A 24,765-nucleotide genomic window follows, 5' to 3' on the forward strand; every position below is an offset into this window, starting at 1 on the left:
CAGCTCCTCAGTGTTTCTCAATCCACGCGCCGTAGAACGACGGGCGGCCGACCGCTTCAAAATTGACGCCTTTCAGCCACGGCGCACCGGCAAAGACCTGCGGCTCTTCGAAAATTGGAATGACGTAGGCGTTATCCAGCAGGTAGCGCTGGGCATCGCCGGTCAGCTGCAGGCGTTTTTTCGGATCGACTTCAGCAGAAATGTTCACCAGCAGTTCATTCAGCTTGTCGTCACGGAAGCTTTTGACCTTGTCGCTGGAGCCGCCTTTTTGCAGCAGCGCGTCGCGGTTAGCGGGGTAGAACATGCTTTTCACCACGTCCGGATCGGCGCGGCCTACTTCGGAGACGGTTAACGGGGTTTTCAGCGGATCAAGGTTATCCAGCGTGCGGCTGCCTGCGTCACCGGCTTTAACGCTCAGCGCCACGCCCACCTGTCGCCACTGCTGGGCAACCAGCTGCAGCACCTCTTTATTTTGTGGCTGCGGCAGGGATTCATACACCGTCAGCGCCAGCCGCTGGCCGTCTTTAGCGCGGATCCCGTCGCTGCCTGCTTTCCAGCCCGCCTCGTCCAGCAGCTGGTTGGCTTTAGCCGGGTCAAAGGTCAATTTATCGCTGAGGTCGACAAAGCCTGCGGCGGAATCGGCAATCACCGACTTCGCCTGCGGATAGTTGGCCGAGAAGAGGGTCTCGACCACCTGTTTTGCATTGGTGGCATGCAGCAGCGCCTGGCGTACGCGAATATCGGAGACCAGCGGGTTATCCGGGCGGAAGCTGATGCTGTCATTCACCCCGCGCGTCGGGGCGGCGTAGATTTTATAGCCCTGGTCTGTCGCCTGCTTTTCGTCATACGCCTGCACCTGGCGAATAAAGTCGGCCTGACCGGCCAGCAGGGCGCCGACGCGCACGCTGTCTTCCTGAGTCACGATAAACTTGATGCCATCAAGATTGGCTGGCCCCTGCTGCGCCAGGTTTTTCGGTCCCCACTGGTAGTCCTTACGCGCTTCCAGCGTCACTTCGCGACCCAGCTTCTCGTCCTTCACCACAAACGGGCCGGAGCCAATGATATGCCGGGCATCACCCAGCTCTTCAAAGTTGCGCTTCAGCGTGCTGAGCGAGACCAGGCCCGACCCGATTGTGGCGGTGCCCTGCAGGAACCCAGGCGACGGTTTTTTGAAGTAGAACTTCACGGTCAGCGGATCGACCACTTCGCTGCGATCGTAGTTATTGATCACTTCTGACACCGGCAGGCGCTGCGCCTTATTACCTAAGCCGTAGGTATCAAAGTTTTTCGCCACGGCGTTGGCGTCCAGCGGCGTGCCGTCGGAGAAGGTGATGCCGGGGCGAATTTTAAAGGTGTATTCGGTTTTATCGGCGTTGGTGGTCCAGCTTTCGGCTACCCACGGTTCCACCTGCAGCGTCTTTGGGTTCTGCCACGTCAGTTTGTCGGTGATTTGGTTCAGGATGCCGCCGTTCGGGTAAAAGCCACCGGCAGGCGGATAGAGGTTGGTGTGCGCCTGCTGCTCCAGATAAATCAGCGTGCCGCCTTTGACGGGCGCATCCGCGGACCAGGCTGCGGTTGTCGTCAGAATCAGCGCCGTCAGCAGCGGCAGACGAAATGGGGTTTGCATGGTGAATTCCTTTGTTATCTTCTTGTTAGCGTCGGATTCATCATCGGGCGCGGGGGAAAACAAGGGAACAAAGGAATTAAGATAAGGATTGCCGGAAAATGGCTATAAAAAAACCGCCCCTGTCAGGAGCGGTAATTGAACGGTGGGTGATTATGAACGCAGGTCAATCACCATACGGCCGCGGATCTGGCCCTGTTCCATCTCTTTAAAGATGGCGTTGATGTCCTCGATCGGGCGCATCGTGACTTTCGGCACGACCTTGCCTTCAGCGGCGAACTGGAAGGCTTCCTGCAGATCCTGACGGGTGCCGACGAGCGAACCCACTACCTGAATGCCGTCCAGCACCAGGCGCGGAATGTCGAGGCTCATGGCTTCCGGCGGCAGACCAACGGCCACCACGCGGCCACCGGCACGCACGGCATCAACGGCTGAGTTGAAGGCGGCTTTTGCGACGGCAGTGACGACTGCGGCATGCGCGCCTCCGGTTTTCTCCTGCACAATTTTAGCGGCATCTTCGCTGCGGGAGTTGATGGTGAGATCCGCACCCATGCTGGCCGCCAGCTTCAGCTGTTCGTCGTTAACGTCAAGGGCGATGACTTTGGCGTTAAAGACGTTTTTGGCGTACTGCAGCGCGAGGTTGCCCAGCCCGCCCAGACCGTAAATCGCAATCCACTGGCCCGGTTTAATACCCGATACCTTCACTGCTTTATAGGTGGTGACGCCAGCGCAGGTGATGCTGCTGGCCGCCGCCGAATCCAGACCGTCTGGCACTTTTACCGCGTAATCTGCGGTGACGATGCACTCTTCCGCCATCCCGCCGTCGACGGAGTAACCGGCGTTTTTCACGTCACGGCACAGGGTTTCGTTGCCGGTATTACAATATTCGCAGTGGCCGCAGCCTTCAAAGAACCAGGCCACGCTTGCGCGGTCGCCGACTTTCAGCGACTTCACGCCAGGGCCGACTTCTTTTACGATACCAATCCCTTCATGGCCCAGGATAACCCCGGTTTTATCGCCGAAATCACCGTTCTTCACGTGGAGATCGGTATGGCATACGCCACAGCATTCCATCTTCAGCAGGGCTTCCCCATGCTTTAGCGGGCGTAAGGTTTTTTCGGTAACGTTGACCTGGTGATCCTGAGTGACAACAGCAGCCTTCATGTGTATCTCCTTGTTCATGATAAGAATCTGCATAGCAGGTATAGTACCCCTTAAGGATTGATACATTAGCCAGGTAATGCAAGGCTGCGGCAACATAATGTTATCATTTGATTCGATTTCAGATTAAGAATACGGCGTTCCTCTAAAAATTAAGGGGGAAAATGCTGGCCCGGCGAGATGCTCGCCGGGCGCAGACTTACAGCTGTGCTTCTATCTCCTCTATCTCTTTACGCCATTGCGCCTGTAGCTGCGGCTTTTGATGCTTCGGCTTACGCGCCAGATCGTCTTCCAGCAGCGTTTCCAGCGCGACCAGCCGCTCCAGCAGATCGTCATACGGCGAGGATTGAATCGTCGCGGCGACAGCGGGCGCAGCGGATGTCATAAGCCCCGCGCTTTCACGCAGACGCTCAAACACCGCTTCTGCATCGTGCCACTCGCTCAGCTTTCCCTCTTCAATCAGCCAGAAACGGTTGCAGCTTTGGCTAATTAACTGACGATCGTGGCTGACCAGCAGGACGCCGCCTTCGAACTGCTGAAGAGTGTGCGCCAGCGCCTCTTTGCCTTCCATGTCGAGGTGGTTGGTCGGCTCATCCAGCATCAGCAGGCTATAGCGGGCGAGCGTCAGGCCAACGAACAGCAGGCGCGAACGTTCACCACCGCTGAGCGTGCTGACCGTTTGCCCGTGACGCGCCCACGGGAAACCCGCGCTTATCAGTGCCATTTTGCGGTTCTGCGGATCCGGCGCGAAATGTTCCAGCGCGTCGAGCAGCGTGGCGTCATCCGGCAGCTGATGAAGCGTCTGGTCGTAATAACCTGGCGACACGCGCGGATGGATTTTCAACCCGCTGTCTGCGGACTCATCAGCAAATTGTTGCCAGATAAGCCTCATCAGCGACGATTTGCCGCAGCCGTTACGCCCGACAATCGCTACGCGATCGCCGCTTTTCAGCCGCGCCATGTCGATGTTAAACAGCGGCCGTAGCCCGGGCGCAGGCGGGACGCTGAGATTTTCCATCTCCAGCAGACGGTCAGCCCGCAGCGCGTCGCCGCGCAGGGTTAACGTCCACGGGCTGCCTGCCGTGAGCGCCGTCTGGCTCTCCTTCAGCCGTTCGACCTGTTTTTCCATCTGTTTGGCTTTGCGGGCCAGGTCTTCGTTGTCGTAAACCTTGCCCCAGGTCGCCAGCCGCTTCGCGCTGGCGGTCACGCGGTCGATCTCCTTTTGCTCGGCCTTGTGGCGCTGGGCATCGCTTTCATCCTTTGCTTCAAGCGCCTTGCGGGCGGCCGTGCAGGGAAGGGCGAAGTAGTGAAGCGTTTTATCGCGCAGGATCCAGCTGCCGTTGGTGACGGCATCCAGCAGCTGTCTGTCATGCGAGACCAGCACAAAGCTGCCCGACCAGTTCTGTAGGAAGTGTTCCAGCCAGAGCATTGTCGGGAGGTCCAGGTGGTTGCTGGGTTCATCCAGCAGGAGCAGATCCGGCTCGTGAATCAGCGCCCGCGCCAGCAGCAGGCGGGTGTGTTGCCCGCCGCTCAGCGTGGCGGATTGCAGCATCATATCCTGCGGCGTGAAGCCCATGCTCGCCAGCAGCGTTTCGGCTTTCCAGCGCAGGCTATCGCGCTCAGCTAAAGGCAGCTGCGCGAGTACGGCATCCAGCATGGTCAGCGGAAAAATAGCGTCCGGAAGATGTTGCTCCACGCGCGCCATCAGGCAGTGCCCGGCCAGTGCTACCGTTCCGGCGGCAGGGGAATCCGTGCCGTCCAGCACCTTCAGCAGCGTACTTTTGCCGCAGCCGTTGTCGCCCAGCAGGCCAATGCGGTCGCCTTTTTTCAGCGTAAAGGAGAGTGAGTCGAAGAGCGTGCCAAACGCCGTATCAACGCGTAAAGATTGTGCAGTGAGTAAAGTGCTCATTGTTGCTTACCCAAGAGTTACAGGCATGTTTATGCCTCGTCAAACATCGCTGACGATAACTCAGTAAGCCCGAGAGAAGGGATTTCAGGGGTTGGTGTCTTCGCTCAAGCAGAAGTTATCGCAGCACGATACCGATAACGCTTGAGCTGGTGCGATCACCAAATGTATGTGAAACATTGAAAATTTCACAGTACAGCATAATTGGCCTCCTTATATATTCAGTGGGTTAATGGATGAAGGGAGTGTAGCGGGGGAAAAGGGGTTTGGCTAGTGGGTGGGACGAATGTAATTCCCTCTCCTTTGGGAGAGGGTTAGGGTGAGGGGAACATACGGCTCTGGTGGTCATTCCGTTCACTTTATGTTCCTTGCTACTCTTTAACGATGTGACCGGTGAACGTGCCAGGGTGGCTCAGTCGCCACCACCCTGGCGACCCGGGCTCCCGGCGGTAAATCGCCGCTTCGCGGTGCCCTCAGCTTATTCCTTCAGGCTATCGGGTCGGGCATGAGCCTGCATCCCTGCAGGCCACGCCCTCTCGGCGCATCCCTGCGCCTCGCCCCGGCCTTACGGAAACGCTTCGGCGATTTACAGCCGGACCAGGGCGTCGCTGTAAGTCATTCATTTTCATGAAGCAACATTCATCGCATCCGGTAAAAAAAATTACTGGGATTCCTGAGCCCACAGGGAGAGCCCCCGTAGGCCCGGTAAGCGAAGCGCCACCGGGCGATTGGGCCGCACTGCATCTCCCGCAGGGAGAGGGAACGGTCAAAGCGAATTAAATCGAGGTACGGCGATAGCTACGGTATTCAGGCTTCCAGAAGTTGTCGTCGATGGCCTGCTGCAGCGCGTCGGCAGAGGTTTTCACCGCCACGCCCTGCTGCTGCGCCATTTTACCTACCGCAAACGCGATGGCGCGCGACACCTTGTGAATGTCCTTCAGCTCCGGCAACACCAGCCCTTCACCGTCATTGACCAGCGGAGAGTAACCCGCAAGGGTTTCGCTCGCCGACATCAGCATTTCGTCGGTAATGCGGGACGCGCCGGAAGCGATCACGCCCAAACCAATGCCCGGGAAGATATAGGAGTTGTTGCACTGGGCAATCGGATAGGTTTTATCCTTCCACACCACCGGATCGAACGGGCTGCCGGTCGCGACCAGCGCGTTACCTTCGGTCCAGGCGATGATGTCCTGCGGCGTCGCTTCCACGCGGGAGGTCGGGTTGGAGAGCGGCATCACGATAGGGCGCTCGCAGTGCTTGTGCATCTCGCGAATGATCTCTTCGGTAAAGAGACCGGTTTGCCCGGAAACGCCGATCAGAATATCCGGCTTCACGTTGCGCACTACGTCCAGCAGGGAAAGGACTTCGTTGTCGGTATCCCAGTTTTTCAGGTTTTCGCGTTTCTGCACCAGCTTGGTCTGGAACGGCAGCAGGTTTGGCATACCGTCGGTCAGCAGGCCGAAACGGTCAACCATAAAGACGCGGGAGCGGGCCAGCTCTTCGCTTAACCCTTCACGCTGCGTCTGGGCGATAATCTGCTCGGCAATACCGCAGCCCGCAGAGCCTGCGCCCAGGAAGACGATTTTCTGGTAGCTCAGCTGGCTGCCGGCTGCACGACTGGCGGCGATAAGCGTACCCACGGTCACGGATGCGGTACCCTGGATGTCATCGTTAAAAGAGCAGATCTCATCGCGATAGCGGTTCAGCAGCGGCATCGCGTTTTTCTGCGCGAAGTCTTCAAACTGCAGCAGAACGTCCGGCCAGCGGTGCTTCACGGCCTGAATGAAATCGTCGACAAACTGATAGTACTCATCGTCGGTAATGCGCGGGTGGCGCCAGCCCATATAGAGCGGATCGTTGAGCAACTGCTGGTTGTTTGTGCCAACGTCCAGCACCACCGGCAGGGTATACGCCGGGCTGATGCCACCGCAGGCGGTGTAGAGAGAGAGCTTACCGATTGGGATCCCCATCCCGCCAATGCCCTGGTCGCCAAGGCCGAGAATACGTTCGCCGTCGGTTACCACAATCACTTTGATATTGTGGTTAGGCACGTTCTGCAGAATATCGTCCATGTTGTGACGGTTCTGATAAGAGATGAATACCCCGCGTGAACGACGGTAGATCTCTGAGAAACGCTCGCACGCCGCACCTACCGTTGGGGTGTAGATCACCGGCATCATCTCTTCGAGATGGTTTTGCACCAGGCGATAGAAGAGGGTTTCGTTGGTGTCCTGAATGTTACGCAGGTAGATATGTTTGTCGATTTCGGTTTTGAAACCCTGGTACTGGATCCACGCGCGCTCTGCCTGTTCTTCAATGGTTTCAACCACTTCGGGCAGTAAGCCCAGCAGGTTAAAGCTGCTGCGCTCTTCCATGCTGAAGGCGCTGCCTTTGTTGAGCAGGGGGAACTCAAGTAAAACCGGTCCGGCGTATGGGATGTATAAGGAACGATGTTTTTTCAGTTTGTTGTCCATGTCACTCACTCTTTTTATGAAGATCCGTCCCTGACACTGCTGTTTGTCATCTTTCTGGCCTGTGCGATGGGATGCGGTCAGGTGGTATTATAAAGGAGCTAAATATTAATTACCGCAACACATAAACAAAAACACCATCGGGATTACCGATGGTGTTCTGGATCTCAGTCTGGAACTTACTTGCCCGCGTGGCGTTTTCTGCCGGTGGCGTGAGTGACTTGCGTTTCGTGGTCGCCTTCAATCACCACTTTGCGCTGATTAGAAAGCTTGTAGTTCAGTCCCAGAATATGGCGTGCCTGACGGTTCGATTTCATATTAACTCCTCAATCCTGTTGATAGTTTTAAGGACCAGTTTGCTTACGCAAACGAAATGTAACCCCTTAGGTTGCTGATCCAGCTTAGCAGGTTTTTACAAAGGTGCGTTTTGCCCGCTGACAACGTAGTTAATAGTTTGCTGGTAGATGTCACTGAGGATGTCATTATCTGTGGATTCCACCCACCTGGTCAGTTCCATCAAAATGTCATCTTCAGTTACAGCACCGTGCTCGGCGTGAAGACCCTGCGCAATCGCGTTAACGAGTTCAGGTTGTGCTGCTGCGGTATTAGCCGGGTAATAAGTAAACATGCTGCCTCCGTGTCGTTGTCTGTTTAATGGTACGGCTCGCAAAAAATTTAATTCACAAACAGAATGGCAAATATTTTCCCGGTTGTGGCTCAGATTCATCTTAGAAATAAAAATGACATAAGTGTATGCTTTTGTGTGCTTTTGAAATGTGGGGGTAAATTGAAGTGGCGTTGAGAGGATATTATAACGATGCTCCTGCTATCACGAAAATATAGCAGGAGCAGAGTTTACATTACCACTTCATTTCGCCGGTATTCACCTTGGCGCTTAATTCCAGCGAGCTCTCTTCAGCCAGGTTCGGATACTGTTTTTTCAGGGTGCTGATGACACCTGCAGAATCTTTATGAACGGATAAGGCCTTTTCAAAGCGCTGCAGATAGTCACGGGTAAAATCAATCGCACCCGCTCCGGCTGGCGGGGTACCCAGATAGTGACCCGGGATCACGCGCTCGGGTTTGTGCGCCGCCATATTCACCAGCGTTTCCTGCCACTGCTTACGGCTTGCCGCCGTCTGGGTGTCAGCCGTCCAGACGTGAATTCCCCAGGCTACCCCGGTGCCGCCGAGGATGGTTTTCGCTGACGGGATCCACACATAGGCCGCGTAGCTGTCAGGCTGTTCGATATCGATCTTTTCCCCGTCCACCATAAACGTGGTGGAGGCGAGCACCTGCGGGACGACCAGCTCCGTTGGCGCGCCGTCTTTCATCTGCGGACCCCAGAAGGCGAGCTTGGCGTCTTTGGTGGCCTTGATGTGATCAACCACGTGCTGCGTGGCCACCACTTTGGCGTTCGGGAAGGCTTTGACCAGCGGCTGCAGGCCAAAATAGAAATCCGGATCGCCGGAGGTGATCACAATCTTGTTCAGGGTCTTACCGCTTTGACGAATTTTATCTACCAGCGCTTCGCCATCCTTCACGCTGAACTGCGCGTCAAACAGCACAGCCTCTTTCGGGCCGGAAACCAGCGTGGAGGAGACCGCGAAAATGCCTTTCTCCTGCGGGTTATAGGTATCAATGCTCAACGGCGCGGCAAAAACAGCCGGAGTGAAAAGCGTGGAAAGCAGGGCAAGGTGAGTGAATTTCATGCTGTTGTCTCTGTTGTTCAGGAATGTCTCTATTGTACGGATATTCGCATTTGCGAGAATTCCTGAAACAAGACATGCTTAGTTTCATAAATCGAGCAAATGGAGCTTATATGGATCGCGTGATCGCCGCTCAGGTCTACAACCGGATATGCGAGCTGGGAAGCTTGAGCGCGGCGGCCCGCGCGCTGGGCATTTCCCGACCGATGGTGAGCCGCTACCTTGAACAAATGGAAAAGTGGGCGGGAACGCGGCTGGTAAACCGCTCCACGCGCAAGCTGACGCTGACCGCAGCAGGGGAAAAGGTGCTGCAAAAAACGCGGACGCTCTCGCAGATTTCGCAGGAAATCGAAGGCCAGTCGGAGAAAGATCTCCCGTCCGGCACGCTGCGGGTGGCCTGCGCGCACTTTACCGCCATGCACCTGATTGCGCCGGTGCTGCCCGGGCTGCTCTCGCGCTACCCGCAGCTGCGCATTGAGCTGGACGTGAATAACCACCCGGTCAGCCTGGTGGGAGAGCGCATTGACGTCGCCGTGCGCATTACGGATAACCCTGAACCCGGCATGATTGCCCGCCGGCTGGGGGAATGTCGCTCGGTGCTTTGCGCCTCGCCGGACTATCTGGCGCAGCACGGTACCCCCGTCAGCCCCGAAGAATTAGCGCAGCACAACTGCCTGCACTACAGCTTTTTCGCCGGGCAGTCCTGGCACTTCCTGACGCCGGAAGGGGAAAGCCTGAGCGTGGCCGTCAGCGGCAACCTGAGCGCCAGCATCTCTTCGCTGCTGATGGACGCGGCGGTTAAGCACTGCGGTATCGCCATGCTGCCGGAGCGCGAAGCGTCTGCCGCGCTGGAGCAGGGATTACTGGTGCCGGTACTGGCGGCCCTGGAGCCGAAACCGCTTGCCATCCATGGCATTTATCAGTCCCGTGAATACCAGCCTGCCGCGCTGCGCGTGTTCCTTGACGCGCTGGCGCACCATTTACTCAGTGACTAAGACTCGTCTGTCTTCCCCGCAGAATCCGGACAGCCTTCTATACTTAACCCTTTGTAAGCCAAAAGGAGAGCAAGAATGACTATTCATAAGCACGGTTCGGCACACTGGTCTGGCGACATTAAGCGCGGAAAAGGAACGGTTTCCACCGAGAGCGGCGTTCTCAATCAGCAGCCTTATGGCTTTAACACCCGCTTTGAGGGTGAAAAGGGGACCAACCCGGAAGAGCTGATCGGCGCGGCACATGCGGCCTGTTTTTCGATGGCGCTGTCGCTGATGCTCGGCGAAGCGGGTTATACCGCTGACTCTATTGATACCACTGCGGACGTCTCTCTGGATAAGACCGACGGCGGCTTTGCTATTACGAAGGTTGCCCTGAAAAGCAAGGTGACCGTCCCGGGCATCGCCCCACAGCAGTTCGACGGTATTATTCAGAAAGCCAAAGCGGGCTGTCCGGTATCGCAGCTCCTGAAGGCTGAGATTACGCTGGACTATAAACTTAACTAAGCCACAGCCGGGTTTACGCCCGGCTATCCCTTAAGCGCGGCGGGAAACACCTCCGCCAGCCACGCAATAAACACCTTAAGACGGTGCGTCAGATGCCGGTTCTGAGGGTAAACCACATGAAACGGATAGGCGGCGGGGCGCCAGTCGCTCAGGATCGCCGTCAGCGTACCCGCCTGTAAATACGCGTTTGCCGAATACTCAAAGGTCTGCACAATGCCCAGCCCCGCCGCGGCAGCCGCCAGGTGAGCATTACTTTCATTTACGCCGAGATAATGCGGAATATTGATTTCCAGCGCCTCGCCGTTTTTTCTGAAGCGAAACGGAAATGCCCGCCCGCTGACGGGCGAAAGGTAGCTGATAAGCTTGTGGCCGTTGCACAGCTCCTGCGGATAGGCCGGGACGCCATGATTTTTCAGGTAGCCCTGCGTCGCGCAGGTGACCATCTCAGCGTTGCCAATATGGCGGGCGATGAGGGTCGAGTCGTTCAGCGGGCCGCCGCGGATGACGCAGTCTACGTTACCGCTAATGAGATCCACCGGCCGGTCGGCTACCCCAAGGTCGATGCGGATTTCCGGATAACGCTGCATAAAATCCGGAAGCCGAGGGATAAGAACGTCCCGGGCGGTGGAGCCGCCCACGTCAACCCGCAAATGCCCTTTGGGCGTCGCGCGGGAAACGCGAAACGCGGTGTCGATATCTTCGATATCAATCAGCACCCTGAGCGCTTTTTCATAGTATTCCATCCCTTCCGGCGTCGCGACCACCCGGCGAGTCGTCCGGTGCAGGAGGCGTATCTCCAGATGCGCCTCAAGGGATTTCACCAGCTTGCTCAGGGTGGCGATGGGCATGTTCAGAGAGTCCGCCGCGCGGGTAAAGCTGCCGGTTTCCACCACCCGGGTAAAAGCGCGCATCGCCATGAGCTGGTCCATTAGGCTCCCCTGATTATTTCTATGTGTGAATAGTCATTTTCATTCTTGCCGGTTTTTCACTAATTCGGCAAGGGCTAAAGTTTGTCCAACGCAAACCCAACAAAAGGTAAATGACATGAACACGACTCTCTCAGGAAAAATCGCACTGGTCACCGGCGGCAGCACCGGCATCGGTCTTGCCACGGCGCAGGAGCTGGCGGCACAGGGCGCGAAGGTGTACATCACCGGACGACGTCAGGCCGAGCTGGACGCGGCAGTAGCTGAAATTGCTTCAACGGCAGTGGGCATTCGCGCTGACGTGTCAAAACTGGCGGACCTGGACGAGGTCTATGCCCGGATAGCCAAAGAAGAAGGTCGCCTCGATATTCTGTTCGCCAATGCGGGTGGCGGCGATATGCTGCCGCTGGGCGCGATCACCGAAGAGCAGTTTGACCGGATTTTCGGCACCAACGTCCGCGGGGTGCTGTTTACGGTACAGAAGGCGCTGCCGCTGCTCTCCGCCGGATCCTCGATTATTCTTACCGGCTCGACGGTGTCCATTAAGGGGACGGCCAACTTTAGCGTCTACAGTGCCAGCAAAGCCGCCGTGCGCAATTTTGCCCGCTCCTGGGCGCTGGATTTGCAGGGCCGTGGGATCCGCGTCAACGTGGTGAGCCCGGGTCCGATCAAAACCCCTGGTCTCGGCGATCTGGTGCCGGAAGAACATCGTCAGGGGCTGTACGACGCGCTGGCCGCTCAGGTGCCGCTCGGCCGTTTAGGCGCGCCGGGTGAGGTGGGTAAAGCGGTGGCGTTTCTGGCCTCCGACGCGGCCAGCTTTATTAACGCCACGGAGCTGTTCGTGGACGGCGGGATGGCGCAAATTTAACCCACACTGCGCCAGCAGCGGACGTCACGGCCCTCGTGAGAGGGCTGTAACGGCTGGGGACGCTCACACCCCTGCGTTGCCATCGGACAACGGTCGCGGAAGAAACAGCCTTCGGGCAGGCGGCGGTTGCCGGGAAGCTCCGTTTTCCGTAAGGCCAGCGTCTCATCCAGCGGTTCACCTGTGCGGGGAACAGAGTCGAGCAGCAGACGGGTGTAAGGATGGCGCGGCTCGCCAAGCACCTGCGCGGCGCTGCCCAGCTCCACAATCTGCCCAAGGTACATCACCGCCACGCGGTCGCTCATGTGCCTGACCACCGAGACGTTATGTGAGATCAACACGTAGGTCAGATTACGCTGCTGTTGCAGGGTCACCAGCAGGTTGAGGATCTGCGCCTGCACGGAGATATCCAGCGCGCTGGTGGGTTCATCGAGCACGATAATATCCGGATCGGACGAGAGCGCCCGGGCGATGGCAATGCGCTGGCGCTGCCCGCCGGAGAAGGCGTGCGGAAGCCGGTCGAGATATTCCGGGCGAATGCCCACCTGCAGCGCCAGGTTTTCAGCCAGCTGACGGCGCTCGCGCTCGCTGCTGCGCTTTTGCACCCATACCGGCTCGGTGATAATGCGCCAGACCGGCAGGCGCGGGTCGAGCGAGGAGAGCGGATCCTGAAACACCATCTGCATGCCGCCCGCGTGGTGCGCCCGCTGGCAGGCGCCGGTGCTGGGCTTAAGCATGCCCATCAGCAGCTGGGCCAGCGTGCTTTTCCCGCAGCCGGATTCCCCGACAATGCCAAGCGTCTCTCCCCGACGGATCTCAAGGTCGAGCCCGTTGAGCGCATGGACCTGTTCCGTCACGCGACCCAGCCAGTTTTTGCGCGCCGCAAAGTTCACGTGCACGCTATCCAGTTCCAGCAGTACATCAGACATGGTGTTTCTCCCGTTGTGGATACCAGCAGGCAGCCTGTTGGCCTTCTGCGCCATGGGGCTGCAGGCGCGGCGTTTCGCTGCATTTCGCCCCGGCGGCAAAGCAGCGTTCGCGGAACGCGCATCCCTGCGGAAGCTCGCTGAGGTTGGGGACCGTGCCGGGGATGGCGGGAAGCGGGGCGCGCGGCTGGCCGTTTTCCGGCGCGCACTGCAGCAGGCCGATGGAATAGGGATGAACAGGCTGATGGATCAGCGTTTGCGTGGCACCGCTCTCGATCACGCTGCCTGCATACATCACGTACATTCTGTCGCAGAGCTGGGACACCACGGCCATATCGTGGCTGATAAACAGCACCGAGGTGCCGCTGGCCCGCGCCTTGTGCTTCAGCAGGCGCAGCACCTGCAGCTGGACGGTGACGTCCAGCGCGGTGGTCGGTTCGTCGGCGATAATCAGCTCCGGCTCGCAGGAGAAGGCAAGGGCGATCATCACCCGCTGGCGCATCCCGCCGGACAGCTCAAACGGATAGCGCGCCATGACCGCTTTCGCATCCGGGATTTGCATCTCTTCCAGCAGGGTAATCGCCTTCTGCTGCGCCTCATGCCGGGAAAGCGGCTGATGCTGGCGGATCACCTCGACCATCTGTTTGCCAATCCGCCGCGTCGGGTTGAGGGCGGTCATGGGCTCCTGAAAAATCATCGCGACCTTTGCGCCGCGCCACTGGCGAAGCTGTTTCTCGGACGCCGTCAGGACGTTTTCGCCGAGTAATTTCACCTGGCCATGATGAATGCGGTAGCTGCCTTCCGGCAGCAGCCGCATGGCGAGCATGGCGGTCACCGATTTACCTGAACCGGATTCGCCCACCACGCCGACAATTTCACCCCTGCCGATATCTAGCGAGACGTGGTTCAGCGCGTGGACCTCGCCGCGAAAAATCGGGAAGCTCAGATGCAGGTCTTCAATCTTGAGTACCGGATCGGTCATCACTGTTTACCTCCCGATTTCGGATCCAGCAGATCGCGGATACCGTCGCCAAACAGGTTAAAGCCCACGGCGGTTATCAAAATCGCCGCACCGGGAAACGCGCAGTACCACCACTGGTCCAGAACGTAGTTACGGCCGACGGCCACCATCGCGCCCCATTCGGCGGTCGGCTGCTGCGCCCCCAGGCCAATAAACCCCAGCGTAGCGGCCATCAGGATGGCGCTGCCGATGTCCAGCGACGCCTGCACAATCAGCGGCGGCAGGGCGTTGCGCAGGATGTGCCAGCGGATCAAATGCCAACGGGAGGCGCCAAAGGTGCGGGCGGCCTGCACGTAGGTAAACTGGCGCACCACCAGGGTTTGCCCGCGCGCCAGGCGAACGTAAAACGGGATGCGGACAATCGCAATCGCCAGCATGGCGTTAAACAGGCTCGGCCCGAGCGCGGCGGCCAGCGCCATGGTCAGCACCAGGGAAGGTATCGAGAGCATAATGTCCATCACCCGCATGATGACGGCGTCGCCGCGCCCGCCCAGCACGCCGGACAGACAGCCCAGCAGCGAACCGATGCCGCCCGCAATCACCACCACCGCCAGTCCGGCGGTAATGGACTGCTGGCTGCCCGCCAGCACGCGGCTGAACAGATCGCGGCCCACCTCGTCGGTACCAAACCAGTGCTGCGCAGACGGCGCCTGCAGGCGCGTGGTCAGATCCAGCGCGTTCGGGTCGTGCGGCACGATCCACGGTGCGGCCACCATAATGAAAAGCATCACAAGCATAATGACGCCGCCAACGATCGTGAGCGGGCTTTGACGCAGCATCCAGAACAGCTTTGGCCAGTTGATGCGTTGTCTGACGGGTTTAACCGGGACGGGCGTTTCCTGCGTTAACATCATTCGGCACCTCCGCGCCCGATTCGCGGGTCAATCCACAGGTAAAGCAGATCGACCACCAGATTAACCAGCACATAGGCCAGCGAAACAACGACGGCAAAGCCCATCACGGCAGGGAAATCGAGCGCCTGAATGGAGGTCACCACCCAGGCGCCCATGCCCGGCCAGGCAAAGACGGTTTCGGTCAGCACGGCGCCGTACAGCAGATCGCCCAGCGCCAGCCCGAGCACGGTAATCGATGGGATCATCGCATTCGGCAGGGCGTAGCGCAGGACGATATACCAGCCGGGCAGGCCGCTGGCGCGCGCGGTGCGGATATAGTCCTCGCTAAGCTGCTCCAGCATCGCGGAACGGACCTGACGCGCCACGATGCCCAGGTGAACAAACGCCAGCGTCAGCGAGGGCAAAATCAGGTGCTGCAGCGCATTGAAAAAGACCTCTCCGTTACCTTCCAGCAGTGCGTCCAGCAGATAAAAGCCGGTGACGTGGGCAGGCGGGTCGAGCCAGTCGTCCAGCCTGCCGCCGCCCGGCAGGATCTGCAGGTGCCCGTAGAACAGCACAATGACGCCCAGACCGAGCCAGAAGGCCGGGGTGGAGATCCCGGTCATCGCCATTAAACGCACCAGGTGATCCAGCCAGCGGTTGCGGTAAACCGCCGACAAAATCCCCAGCGGCACGCCGATGACCAGCGCCAGCACCAGAGAACAAAAGGCCAGCTCCAGCGTGGCGGGGAAAAAGGCCTTCAGGTCTTCAGCGACCGGACGTCCGGTACGGATGGAGGTGCCTAAATCACCGTGGGCCAGGGCGTCCACGTAGCGGCCAAACTGTATATACAGCGGCTGATCCAGCCCTAACTGCTGGCGGATGTTCTGCACGATTTCGTCGCTGGCGCGATCGCCGGCCAGCAGACGGGCCGGATCGCCGGGGATCAGGTGTGAAATAATAAAAGTGATAATACAGACACCGGCCACCACCAGGAGTAACCCCCAGCAGCGCTGGCGCACTATGCTCCAGAACGTCATACACTTTCCCCCGGCGAGAACCGTTATTTACTCATGGTGGCGATGTTGAACACCTGCTCGAGCATCGGATTAAAGGTGAAGCCTTTGACCTCTTTGTTCATCGCCAGCTGGTAGTTTTTCTGGAACAGATAAACGTAGGCCGCCTCGTCGATGACCACCTTTTGCGCCTGCTGATAATCTTTGGTGCGTTCCGCCTGGTCGGTGGTTTTCAGCGCCGCCTGCAGCAGGGAATCGACCTCTTTGTTCTCATAGAACGACCGGTTGCCCGGCAGCCCTTTTTTGTCCGATTCGAACCAGTAGTTCATGAACATGTACGGGTCGGCAAAGTCCGGGCTCCAGTTGCCGATGGCAATGTCGTAATCGCCTTTTCCGACGCGGTCGCGCATGGTGGCGTTGGCCAGTTTTTCCAGCTTGACGTTAATGCCGATCTTGCCAAGGCTGGCCTGCGTCGAGAGGGCAATAGGCTCCCAGTTCGGATCGTTGTCCGAGTAGAGGAAGGTCAGGCTGGCGGGCTTATCTTTGACCTTATCCAGCGCCGCTTTAGCTTTGGCCTCATCGAAGCTGTACTGCATTGCCGTGGCGTCAAAGCCCCACATGCCTTCCGGGATCGGGCCGCGCATCTGCTTGCCGTTGCCGCTCAGAATGCCTTTCACCATCCCCTGATAGTCCGTCGCCCAGGAGACCGCGCGGCGTAAATCGACCTGATTGAGCGGCGCTTTGCTGTTGTTGAGATAGAGGTAAGTCACGCGCAGGGACGGGTATTCGGCGACGGCCACTTTCCCTTCCTGCTTCAGGGCCGCAAGCTGATCGACCGGAAGTGAGTCGGCAATGTCCAGGTCACCGCGGGAAAGCTGCAGACGACGCGATGCGCTCTCACCGATAATTTTTACCGAGACGCGCTTGAAGTGTGGCTTCTCACCCTGCCAGTGGGGGTTTGGCACCAGCACCAACTGTTGGCCTTTCTGCCAGCTCTTCAGCATAAACGGTCCGGAGCCGGCGGTATTTTGCGCCAGAAAACCGCGCGCATCGTCCGCGGCATTGGCCTTCAGCACCGCCGGGTTAATGATGGACGCCCCGTCGTTCGCCAGGGTGTAGAGGAAAGGCGCGAACGGCTGGCTGAGGGTGAACTTCACCGTATGGTCATCAACGGCATCAATTTTCAGATCTTTCGGGAAGGCTTCGGACGGCCCCTGGCTGAGCTTCAGCAGGCGCTCAAAGGAGAGTTTGACCGCCTCGGCGGTGACCGGTGTGCCGTCGGAGAATTTGGCGTTATCCGCCAGGGTAAAGGTCCACTCTTTCTGGTCGTCGGACGCCTTCCAGCCCGTCGACAGATCGCCTTCCACCTCGGTAGAGCCTGGCTTGTATTTGACCAGACGCTGGTAAGAGGGATAGGTGACGGTCCAGTCGTTGTTATCAATGGTGATGGCCGGATCGAGCGTTTGCGGGTCGGCGGCTTTACCGATCGCCAGCATGTCTTTCGGGACGGCAGCCAGCGCCAGCGGGGCACTCAGGGCCAGCGTGGCGGCGATCAGAGTCGAGATAAGCGATGTTTTCATGGCAGTGCTCCAGGTTTAAAGAGGGGGGGGCGTCAGTGGAAAACAGGCAAAACGGTCGTCAAGCAGCGGGTAGCTGGCGGCATTCGGCAGTTCAAAGTGCCACCATTCGCTGCTGATACCCACAAAACCGCCGCCAAACATGATGGCGTTCAACAGCAGACGGTTGCGCTGGGCGTGCGGCGGCACGGAGGGGTGATACGGATGCGATCGGTCATGCATTTCATCAAAACCGGCCCCCATATCCAGCACGGCGTTATGTTCATCCATCAGGGTCACGTCGATGGCCGTGCCGCGGCTGTGATTGGAGCCAATCGCCACGTCGACCACGTATTCCGGGTTCGGACAGGCATCCCACAGCTGGGCCTGCGCCTGCTGCGGCCGATAGGCGTCGTAGACCACCAGCTTCAGACCGGCCAGAGAGGCAATGCTGATGGCTTTTGCCAGGGCGGTGGCCGCGTCGGTATGCAGCAGGCACTGCGCCTCCTGATAGATCGGGCGGCCGGTGATGTTGTCGGCGGTGGCGTACTTCAGATCGATATGCAGCGTGGGAAACGTCTTCGCCACATCAATCAGTTCACTCTCTTCGGGCATAGCTCCGCTCCTTTAGCGTTCGAATTGACCAAACTCTTGTTGTAATTGTCGGTTTACCGCCAGACGCGCCGGGAGCGCCTCACCCAGCGCTTCCACCACGCCCGACAGCAGCAGGTTGAACAGACAGCTCACGGGGGCAAGTGAATCCCAGAAATGACCGGTATCGGTTTTCACCTGCAGTAAATCAATCGGGTAATCCCGCGCCCACGGGCACCAGATGTCGGTGATTAAGGCCAGCGGAATGCCTTTCTCGCTCGCGACGCGGCAGTACTGGCGGGCCATCGTGGAGTAGGTGCGCGTGTCGGTCAGCACGACATAAGGGTGCGCAAACCCGGAGTTCAGCGATTCAACCCAGCTGCCGGAAGCGCCCTCCGAATAGCTCACGCGCGGGCGGAGGTATTCAAGGTGGCTGAAGAAGGCATTGGCAATCCCGCGTGTGGACTGGATCCCCAGCACAAAAACCGCGTCCGCGTGGGCGAGGTTGTGCACCACCTGACGAAAGGCATCCGTTTGTGCCAGCTGGTACACCTGCGTGATGGCATCCACCTCCAGCGACAGAGCATGCTGAAGGCGGTTGGGCAGGGGGCGCTGCTGCTGCCAGGAGTCGAGGCGCTCGTTCATGCCCCAGGGCTGGTACGGATCGCGCAGGCTCTTTTTGGCATCCTCCAGGTTGCGATACCCCAGCTTGCGCAGGAAGCGACCGACGGTAATTCCGCTGGTCCCGCTTGCCAGCCCGACGCTCTCCGCCGTTTCAAACGGGATTTGCGCGGCGTGCGCCAGCAGCCAGCTCCCGACCCGCTTTTCGCTGGGTGTCAGCTGGCTGAAGGTCGCTTCGATACGGCTCAACATCTCAGGTTTCGTCGTCATACCGCCTCGCTGTTAACTGGCTGTCAATGGCCGAAAATGTGTTACCTGGTTAACAATGCATGACGCGTGCCATGTTCACAGGCGGGTGAAAACCCGCTGCGCAGTAAACTTCATGCAATATTTGGTTAACCAATGATCAACATTTGTGCAGCGTAGTTCACTTTTGGTGCACTGTCTGACCGTGCAGGTATGAATTTGGTGAATACGTCAGCCTGTTCACATTTTTGATAAGATAGAAGCACTGAGAACATAAAAGGATCCCTCATGGCGAATTTGCCCTGGCGAGTCAGCGTGCGCCTGATCGCGCTTGCAAAGAAAACAGGAATGGTCGTGGGGATCGTTCTGGTCGTTCTGCTGGCGGTGCGGGTGTATCTCTCGCAGCAGGGGCCGGAACTGCATCTCTGGCATACCTGGCGGGCCGATGAGATGTCCGTGCGCGAGCTGGATAACGCCGACTTTGCCGGGTACCTCGCTCGGGAAAAGGCGATTTTCACCGATCTGGATAACGCGGTGACGGCGAAAACAGCAGGCGAGGAACAAACCCCGTTAAACCGCTATTACCGTCATAGCCTGGTGTGGCCCGGTCAGTTTGCCCCCGATGCCAACCGCTCCTTTGTGCTGATGCCGACCGGAAAGCCGCGCGGCGCGGTAGTGCTGCTGCACGGGTTGACGGATTCGCCATACAGCGTAAGGCGCCTTGCCGTGAACTATCAGCAGCACGGCTTTGTGGCCGTAGTCCCGCGTCTTCCCGGACACGGCACCGCGCCCGGCGCGCTGACGGACGTTGACTGGGAAATGTGGCTGGCGGCCACGCGCCTTGCCGTACGGGAAGCCACACGCCTGGCGGGTGAGGCTGTCCCTTTGCATCTGGTGGGCTACTCTAACGGCGGGGCGCTGGCGATGAAATATGCCCTCGATGCGCTGGACGCGCCTGCGCTGCGCAAACCGCAGCAGGTGATACTGCTCTCACCGATGATCGGTGTGACGGCCTTTGCGCGCTTTGCCGGTTTCGCCGGACTACCGGCGCTGCTGCCGCCGTTTGCCAAAGCGGCCTGGCTGAATATCTCCCCGGAATATAATCCGTATAAATACAACTCGTTCCCGGTGAACGCCGCCCGCCAGTCGTGGCTGCTGACGAAAGCCCTGCAGGAGCAAATTGGCCGCGCGGCGCGGGAGCAACGGCTGGCGCAGCTCCCGCCGGTTCTGGCGTTCCAGTCGGTGATGGATTCTACGGTCAGCACTCGCGCGGTGGTCAGCGGCCTGTTTGACCAGCTTCCGGCAAACGGCAGCGAGCTGGTGATGTTCGATATCAACCAGGCGGCGAGCTTCCGTCCGCTCTTTAAACCGTCATCATGGACGGCCACCACGGCGCTGCTGCCGGTTGCGCAGAGACGTTACGGTGTCACGGTTATCACCAATGCGGACGAGCACAGTTTCTCGGCAGTAGCGAAAACAACTCCGGCAGGCAGCACCCGCGAGACGGTCGTGCCGCTTGCGCAGGCCTGGCCGCAGGATGTCTATTCCCTGTCGCACGTTGCCGTGCCTTTCCCGCCGGATGACGATCTCTATGGTCGCGAGCCTGGGGTGAAAAACCGCTATGGCATCAGCCTGGGGACGATTGCGCTCTGGGGCGAAACGTCCGTATTGAGCGTTGGAAAAGAGGCGTTGATGCGGGTCACCTCGAACCCGTTCTACGACTACATGCAGGAAAGAATTAACAGCCGGATCGGGGACGCGAAAAAGTAACGTTCTCTTGTGGCGTGAATATGTTAGGTCGCACTGATTAAGTATGTTAAATAATAGCTTCAAGGCACCTCTCTCTCATCGGAACCCACTTTTGTGCTGACGACTCTGATTTACCGAAGCCAGTTGAATTTATCCCGCCCGTCCACCGAACTGCGGGAGCTGGTGGATCGCGCCAGGGGCCGCAACACAAAACTGGATATCACCGGTGTCCTCCTGGCAAAAGGGAATGACGTTCTGCAAATCCTCGAAGGGTCGGAAGAGAGTGTGGTCAAACTGTTCCACACCATCCGTGAGGACAAGCGGCACAGCGGGGTGGTTGAACTGATGCGGGATTATGGCCCGCGCAGACGATTCGAAAACGTCGGTATGCTGCTGTTCGATCTGCAGACGCAGTCACCGAAAGAGGTGCTGCAGTCGGTCCTGCATTACAGCAAGCTGGACAGCTATCTCACCTCTGACGATCGGGTGTTCAAATTTATTCAGACGTTTATCATGGGCAAACGTCCGGCCCCGTCGGGCGCGCGCTACACCCCTGAAAAATGGACGCTTTCACCCGAGGCGTTACCCTTTGGCGAACATCTGGGCCTGTTTACCGGACAAACCTGCCAGTTTGCGCTGCAGCCTATTGTCGAGCCCTCGGAAGGGAAGATCAGCTCCCTTGAGGCCCTTATCCGCGGCAACGACGGCGGCAGTCCGGAGCATTTCTTCAGCACTGTCGACCCGGACAACGTCTACGAAGTTGATCTCCAGACGAAAGCGTATGCCTTTGCGCTGGCGGAAAAGCTGGGCATTGGCAGCCATAAAATCGCGGTAAACCTGCTGCCCATGTCGCTGGTGAATGTCCCCGGCGCAGTGGAATTTCTGGTCGATCAGATTAAACAACATGGGCTTCAGCCGGAGCAGGTGGTCATTGAAGTCACGGAAAATGAGATGATCTCCGGGTTCAACCAGTTTAATAGCGCCATCAAGCAGCTTCGCGGTGAGGGGATTGGCCTGGCGATCGATGATTTTGGCTCGGGCTATGCCGGACTTTCGCTTCTGACCCGGTTCCAGCCTGATAAAATTAAAATCGACCGGGAAATTGTCAGCAACATTCACCTCAGCGGCCCGAAGCAGGCGATTGTGCGCTCCATCGTCAGCTGTTGCTCCGATCTTGAAATTAGCCTGGTAGCCGAAGGCATCGAGAAAATAGAAGAGTGGTGCTGGCTCGAATCTGCCGGGATCCGCCGCTTCCAGGGCTTTCTGTTTGCCCGTCCGCAGATTAATGGCGTCGGCGATATCCACTGGCCGCACCTGGTGCGTTAAGTCAATTTTCCCTCCCGTTATTTCCCCTTTGCCCAGCCTGTGCTTAAATAGCTAAAACGGTTTAACATAGTTTAGCTGAGAGGGTTACATGAAAAAAATCTGGGTACTTGGCGATGCGGTAGTGGATTTGCTGCCCGATGGAGAAGGCAGATTACTGCAGTGTCCCGGCGGCGCACCGGCAAACGTCGCGGTCGGCATTGCCCGGCTGGGCGGCCAGAGCGCCTTTATCGGCAGGGTTGGCGACGATCCTTTTGGGCGTTTTATGTCTAAGACATTAGCCGACGAGCGGGTCGACGTGAAGTATATGCGCCTTGACCCGGCGCACCGCACCTCAACGGTGGTGGTCGATCTGGATGACCACGGCGAACGCTCGTTTACCTTTATGGTGCGCCCGAGCGCCGATCTGTTTCTGGAATCTGCCGATCTGCCGACGTTCAGCGCCGGGGAGTGGCTGCACGTCTGCTCCATCGCCTTAAGCGCCGAGCCGAGCCGTTCTGCGACCTTTCAGGCGATGGCCGCCATCCGGGAGGCGGGCGGTTACGTCAGTTTCGACCCCAATATTCGCCCGGACCTCTGGCCGGATGAGAACGAACTGCGTCGCTGCCTGGAGCAGGCCCTGCAGAGCGCAGACGTGGTGAAACTCTCTGTCGAAGAGCTGGCGTTTTTAACCGGAGACTTGCAGGTAAACGTCGGTCTGGACACGCTGATGGCGCGCTGCCCGGCGCGTCTGGTGCTGGTCACCCTGGGTAAAGAGGGGGTAATCGCCTGGCATGAGGGCACTGTGAAACATTATCCGGCCACCCCCGTTCAGTGTGTCGATACAACCGGCGCGGGCGACGCCTTCGTCGCGGGGCTACTCTACGGCCTGGCTGACGGTCAGGCGCTGCCACCGGTTATCGCGCTCGCCCAGCGCTGCGGCGCGCTGGCCACCACGGCCAAAGGGGCGATGACCGCGTTGCCCTGGCAGCACGACCTGTAATTTCTCCTCTCCTGGCCGCCATCCGGCGGCCTGAATTGTCGCCTCGATCACACTTACTAAATCGGTTTAGCAAAAAAGATTGCCGATCCAAAATCCAGAGGTTTAGTATCAGCAACCTAAACCGGTTTAGCAATTTAGCACGTTTAATGACTTCTTTTAGGGATGCGACAAAATGTATAAAAAACGCAGACTTGCCGTGATGATAGGCATGCTGGCCGGAAGTACCTCTGTTTTTGCCCAAACGGATATGACAAGTATCGAAGCGCGTCTTGCCGCAATGGAGCAACGCCTCCAGGCGGCGGAAACGCGTGCGCAGGTGGCAGAGAAGCGCGCCACCGATGCAGAACAAAAAACGCAGCAGTTGGTTGCCGCCCAGCAGCAGGCGCAAACGACGACCCAGGAGGTGGCGCAGCGCACCACCGCGCTGGAGAAGAAGGCGGATCAGACCGGCGGGTTTGAGTTCCACGGCTATGCTCGTTCTGGCCTGCTGATGAACGATGCGGCTTCCAGCAGCAAAAGCGGTCCTTATCTGACCCCGGCCGGTGAAACCGGCGGTGCGGTAGGGCGTCTGGGTAACGAAGCCGATACCTACGTGGAGCTGAATCTGGAGCACAAGCAAACCCTGGATAACGGGGCGACCACACGCTTTAAAGCGATGCTGGCCGACGGTCAGAGAACCTATAACGACTGGTCAGCCGATACCAGCGATCTCAATATTCGCCAGGCTTTCGCGGAGCTGGGCAACCTGCCTGATTTTACCGGCGCGCTGAAGGGCAGCACCTTCTGGGCGGGTAAACGCTTTGACCGCGACAACTTTGACATTCACTGGCTGGATTCCGACGTGGTGTTCCTCGCCGGTACCGGCGGCGGCGTCTATGACGTGAAATGGAACGATTCGCTGCGCAGCAACTTCTCCATTTATGGCCGCAACTTCGGCAGCGTGGAGCAGACCGACAACAACGTTCAGAACTATATCCTCAGCATGAACCACTTCGCCGGCCCGTTCCAGCTGATGGTGAGCGGCCTGCGGGCGAAGGATAACGACGACCGTAAAGACACTAACGGCGATCTCATCAAAACGGATGCCGCCAATCACGGCGTTCATGCTCTGGTGGGCTTGCATAATGACAGCTTCTACGGCCTGCGCGAAGGGACCGCCAAAACGGCGCTGCTTTATGGTCACGGGCTGGGTGCGGAGGTGAAAAGCATCGGCTCCGACGGCGCACTGCTGTCTGAGGCGGATACCTGGCGCTTCGCAAGTTACGGTGTCACGCCGATCGGCGGTGGCTGGAGCGTTGCGCCAGCCGTACTGGCACAGAGCAGTAAAGATCGCTACATCAAGGGCGATAGCTATGAGTGGGTAACGCTCAACACTCGCCTGATTAAAGAGGTGACGCAGAACTTCGCGCTGGCGTTTGAGGGAAGCTATCAGTACATGGATTTAAATCCTGAAGGTTATAAGGACCGCAACGCCGTGAACGGCAGTTTCTACAAGCTGACCTTTGCGCCAACGTTAAAAGCGAGCAAAATCGGCGATTTCTTCAGCCGTCCGGAGCTGCGCCTGTTTGCCACCTGGATGGACTGGAGCAGCAAACTGGATCATTACGCCAGCGATGATGCCTTTGGCAGCAGCGGCTTCAACGCCGGCGGGGAATGGAACTTTGGGGTCCAGATGGAAACCTGGTTTTAACCCATCACGCTCCCGCCTGGCGGGAGCGTTTCGCACATCATAAAAAAGAA

22 protein-coding genes are annotated in these 24,765 nt (G+C 58.4%); 7 read left to right on the forward strand and 15 right to left on the reverse strand.

The window, feature by feature from the left end; all coding sequences use genetic code 11:
- Positions 1 to 7: 7 nt before the first annotated feature.
- The 7 genes from P349_RS15205 to P349_RS15175 form a co-directional block, all read right to left on the reverse strand.
- On the reverse strand, positions 8 to 1,627 hold the full coding sequence (locus P349_RS15205; RefSeq protein ID WP_032647363.1) for a TIGR04028 family ABC transporter substrate-binding protein: 1,620 nt from the start codon (positions 1,625 to 1,627) through the stop codon (positions 8 to 10).
- Positions 1,628 to 1,777: 150 nt separating this feature from the next.
- On the reverse strand, positions 1,778 to 2,788 hold the full coding sequence (adhP, locus tag P349_RS15200; protein WP_032647362.1) for an alcohol dehydrogenase AdhP: 1,011 nt from the start codon (positions 2,786 to 2,788) through the stop codon (positions 1,778 to 1,780).
- 196 nt (positions 2,789 to 2,984) lie between these two features.
- Entirely contained in the window at positions 2,985 to 4,694 is a 1,710-nt protein-coding gene (locus tag P349_RS15195; RefSeq protein WP_032647361.1) for an ABC-F family ATP-binding cassette domain-containing protein, read from the reverse strand.
- 773 nt (positions 4,695 to 5,467) lie between these two features.
- Complete coding sequence (locus tag P349_RS15190; RefSeq protein WP_024909550.1) at positions 5,468 to 7,165, reverse strand: NAD-dependent malic enzyme; 1,698 nt, start codon at positions 7,163 to 7,165, stop codon at positions 5,468 to 5,470.
- A 176-nt stretch (positions 7,166 to 7,341) separates the two neighbouring features.
- Entirely contained in the window at positions 7,342 to 7,479 is a 138-nt protein-coding gene (gene sra, locus P349_RS15185) for a stationary-phase-induced ribosome-associated protein (protein ID WP_008501714.1), read from the reverse strand.
- A 95-nt stretch (positions 7,480 to 7,574) separates the two neighbouring features.
- Positions 7,575 to 7,790, reverse strand: a complete 216-nt coding sequence (gene bdm, locus P349_RS15180) for a biofilm-dependent modulation protein (protein WP_008501713.1) — start codon at positions 7,788 to 7,790, stop codon at positions 7,575 to 7,577.
- 232 nt (positions 7,791 to 8,022) lie between these two features.
- On the reverse strand, positions 8,023 to 8,874 hold the full coding sequence (locus tag P349_RS15175) for a Vmh family MBL fold metallo-hydrolase (RefSeq protein ID WP_032647359.1): 852 nt from the start codon (positions 8,872 to 8,874) through the stop codon (positions 8,023 to 8,025).
- A gap of 110 nt (positions 8,875 to 8,984) precedes the next feature.
- Here P349_RS15175 and P349_RS15170 point away from each other — a divergent pair, with 110 nt between their 5' ends.
- Positions 8,985 to 9,866, forward strand: a complete 882-nt coding sequence (locus P349_RS15170; protein ID WP_032647358.1) for a LysR family transcriptional regulator — start codon at positions 8,985 to 8,987, stop codon at positions 9,864 to 9,866.
- A gap of 75 nt (positions 9,867 to 9,941) precedes the next feature.
- Positions 9,942 to 10,370 (forward strand): OsmC family protein, encoded by a 429-nt coding sequence (locus P349_RS15165; RefSeq protein ID WP_023311893.1) that lies wholly within the window; start codon positions 9,942 to 9,944, stop codon positions 10,368 to 10,370.
- Positions 10,371 to 10,393: 23 nt separating this feature from the next.
- On the opposite strand, the gene P349_RS15160 is transcribed toward P349_RS15165, so the two are convergent.
- Positions 10,394 to 11,299, reverse strand: coding sequence for a LysR family transcriptional regulator (locus tag P349_RS15160; protein ID WP_032647357.1), 906 nt, complete (start codon positions 11,297 to 11,299; stop codon positions 10,394 to 10,396).
- Positions 11,300 to 11,414: 115 nt separating this feature from the next.
- On the opposite strand from P349_RS15160, the gene P349_RS15155 reads away from it, so the two are divergent.
- Positions 11,415 to 12,164, forward strand: coding sequence for an SDR family NAD(P)-dependent oxidoreductase (locus P349_RS15155; protein ID WP_008501706.1), 750 nt, complete (start codon positions 11,415 to 11,417; stop codon positions 12,162 to 12,164).
- Here the strand turns inward: P349_RS15155 and P349_RS15150 are convergent.
- From P349_RS15150 to P349_RS15120, 7 genes are read right to left on the reverse strand one after another with little or no spacing between them, the layout of a single operon-like run.
- Complete coding sequence (locus tag P349_RS15150; RefSeq protein ID WP_032647356.1) at positions 12,161 to 13,090, reverse strand: oligopeptide/dipeptide ABC transporter ATP-binding protein; 930 nt, start codon at positions 13,088 to 13,090, stop codon at positions 12,161 to 12,163. The two genes, P349_RS15155 and P349_RS15150, sit on opposite strands and share 4 nt — an antisense overlap.
- Positions 13,083 to 14,069, reverse strand: a complete 987-nt coding sequence (locus tag P349_RS15145) for an ABC transporter ATP-binding protein (RefSeq protein ID WP_032647355.1) — start codon at positions 14,067 to 14,069, stop codon at positions 13,083 to 13,085. Before P349_RS15145 ends, P349_RS15150 begins: the two co-directional genes overlap by 8 nt.
- A complete protein-coding gene (ddpC, locus tag P349_RS15140) occupies positions 14,069 to 14,962 on the reverse strand; it encodes a D,D-dipeptide ABC transporter permease (protein ID WP_032647354.1) in 894 nt (297 codons plus the stop codon). The genes P349_RS15145 and ddpC overlap by 1 nt, the downstream gene beginning before the upstream one ends.
- Positions 14,959 to 15,981 carry an ABC transporter permease gene (locus P349_RS15135; protein ID WP_024909542.1) on the reverse strand — a complete coding sequence of 341 codons (1,023 nt, stop codon included), beginning with the start codon at positions 15,979 to 15,981 and terminating at the stop codon, positions 14,959 to 14,961. Before P349_RS15135 ends, ddpC begins: the two co-directional genes overlap by 4 nt.
- A gap of 23 nt (positions 15,982 to 16,004) precedes the next feature.
- Positions 16,005 to 17,537 (reverse strand): ABC transporter substrate-binding protein, encoded by a 1,533-nt coding sequence (locus P349_RS15130; RefSeq protein WP_032647353.1) that lies wholly within the window; start codon positions 17,535 to 17,537, stop codon positions 16,005 to 16,007.
- Between the two features lie 15 nt (positions 17,538 to 17,552).
- A complete protein-coding gene (gene ddpX, locus P349_RS15125) occupies positions 17,553 to 18,128 on the reverse strand; it encodes a D-alanyl-D-alanine dipeptidase (RefSeq protein ID WP_032647350.1) in 576 nt (191 codons plus the stop codon).
- Positions 18,129 to 18,140: 12 nt separating this feature from the next.
- Entirely contained in the window at positions 18,141 to 18,995 is an 855-nt protein-coding gene (locus P349_RS15120) for a MurR/RpiR family transcriptional regulator (RefSeq protein WP_032647349.1), read from the reverse strand.
- Between the two features lie 264 nt (positions 18,996 to 19,259).
- Between P349_RS15120 and P349_RS15115 the strand changes: the two genes are divergently transcribed.
- From P349_RS15115 to P349_RS15100, 4 genes are all read left to right on the forward strand, one after another.
- Positions 19,260 to 20,741 carry an alpha/beta hydrolase gene (locus P349_RS15115; RefSeq protein WP_032647347.1) on the forward strand — a complete coding sequence of 494 codons (1,482 nt, stop codon included), beginning with the start codon at positions 19,260 to 19,262 and terminating at the stop codon, positions 20,739 to 20,741.
- Positions 20,742 to 20,834: 93 nt separating this feature from the next.
- A complete protein-coding gene (locus P349_RS15110) occupies positions 20,835 to 22,046 on the forward strand; it encodes a diguanylate phosphodiesterase (protein WP_032647345.1) in 1,212 nt (403 codons plus the stop codon).
- Positions 22,047 to 22,134: 88 nt separating this feature from the next.
- Positions 22,135 to 23,025: an aminoimidazole riboside kinase gene (locus P349_RS15105; protein WP_032647343.1), complete on the forward strand. Its 891-nt coding sequence runs from the start codon at positions 22,135 to 22,137 to the stop codon at positions 23,023 to 23,025.
- Positions 23,026 to 23,197: 172 nt separating this feature from the next.
- On the forward strand, positions 23,198 to 24,715 hold the full coding sequence (locus P349_RS15100) for a carbohydrate porin (RefSeq protein ID WP_032647341.1): 1,518 nt from the start codon (positions 23,198 to 23,200) through the stop codon (positions 24,713 to 24,715).
- Positions 24,716 to 24,765: the final 50 nt, after the last annotated feature.

The organism is Enterobacter sp. DC4, from assembly GCF_000568095.1.
Classification (GTDB): domain Bacteria; phylum Pseudomonadota; class Gammaproteobacteria; order Enterobacterales; family Enterobacteriaceae; genus Enterobacter; species Enterobacter pseudoroggenkampii.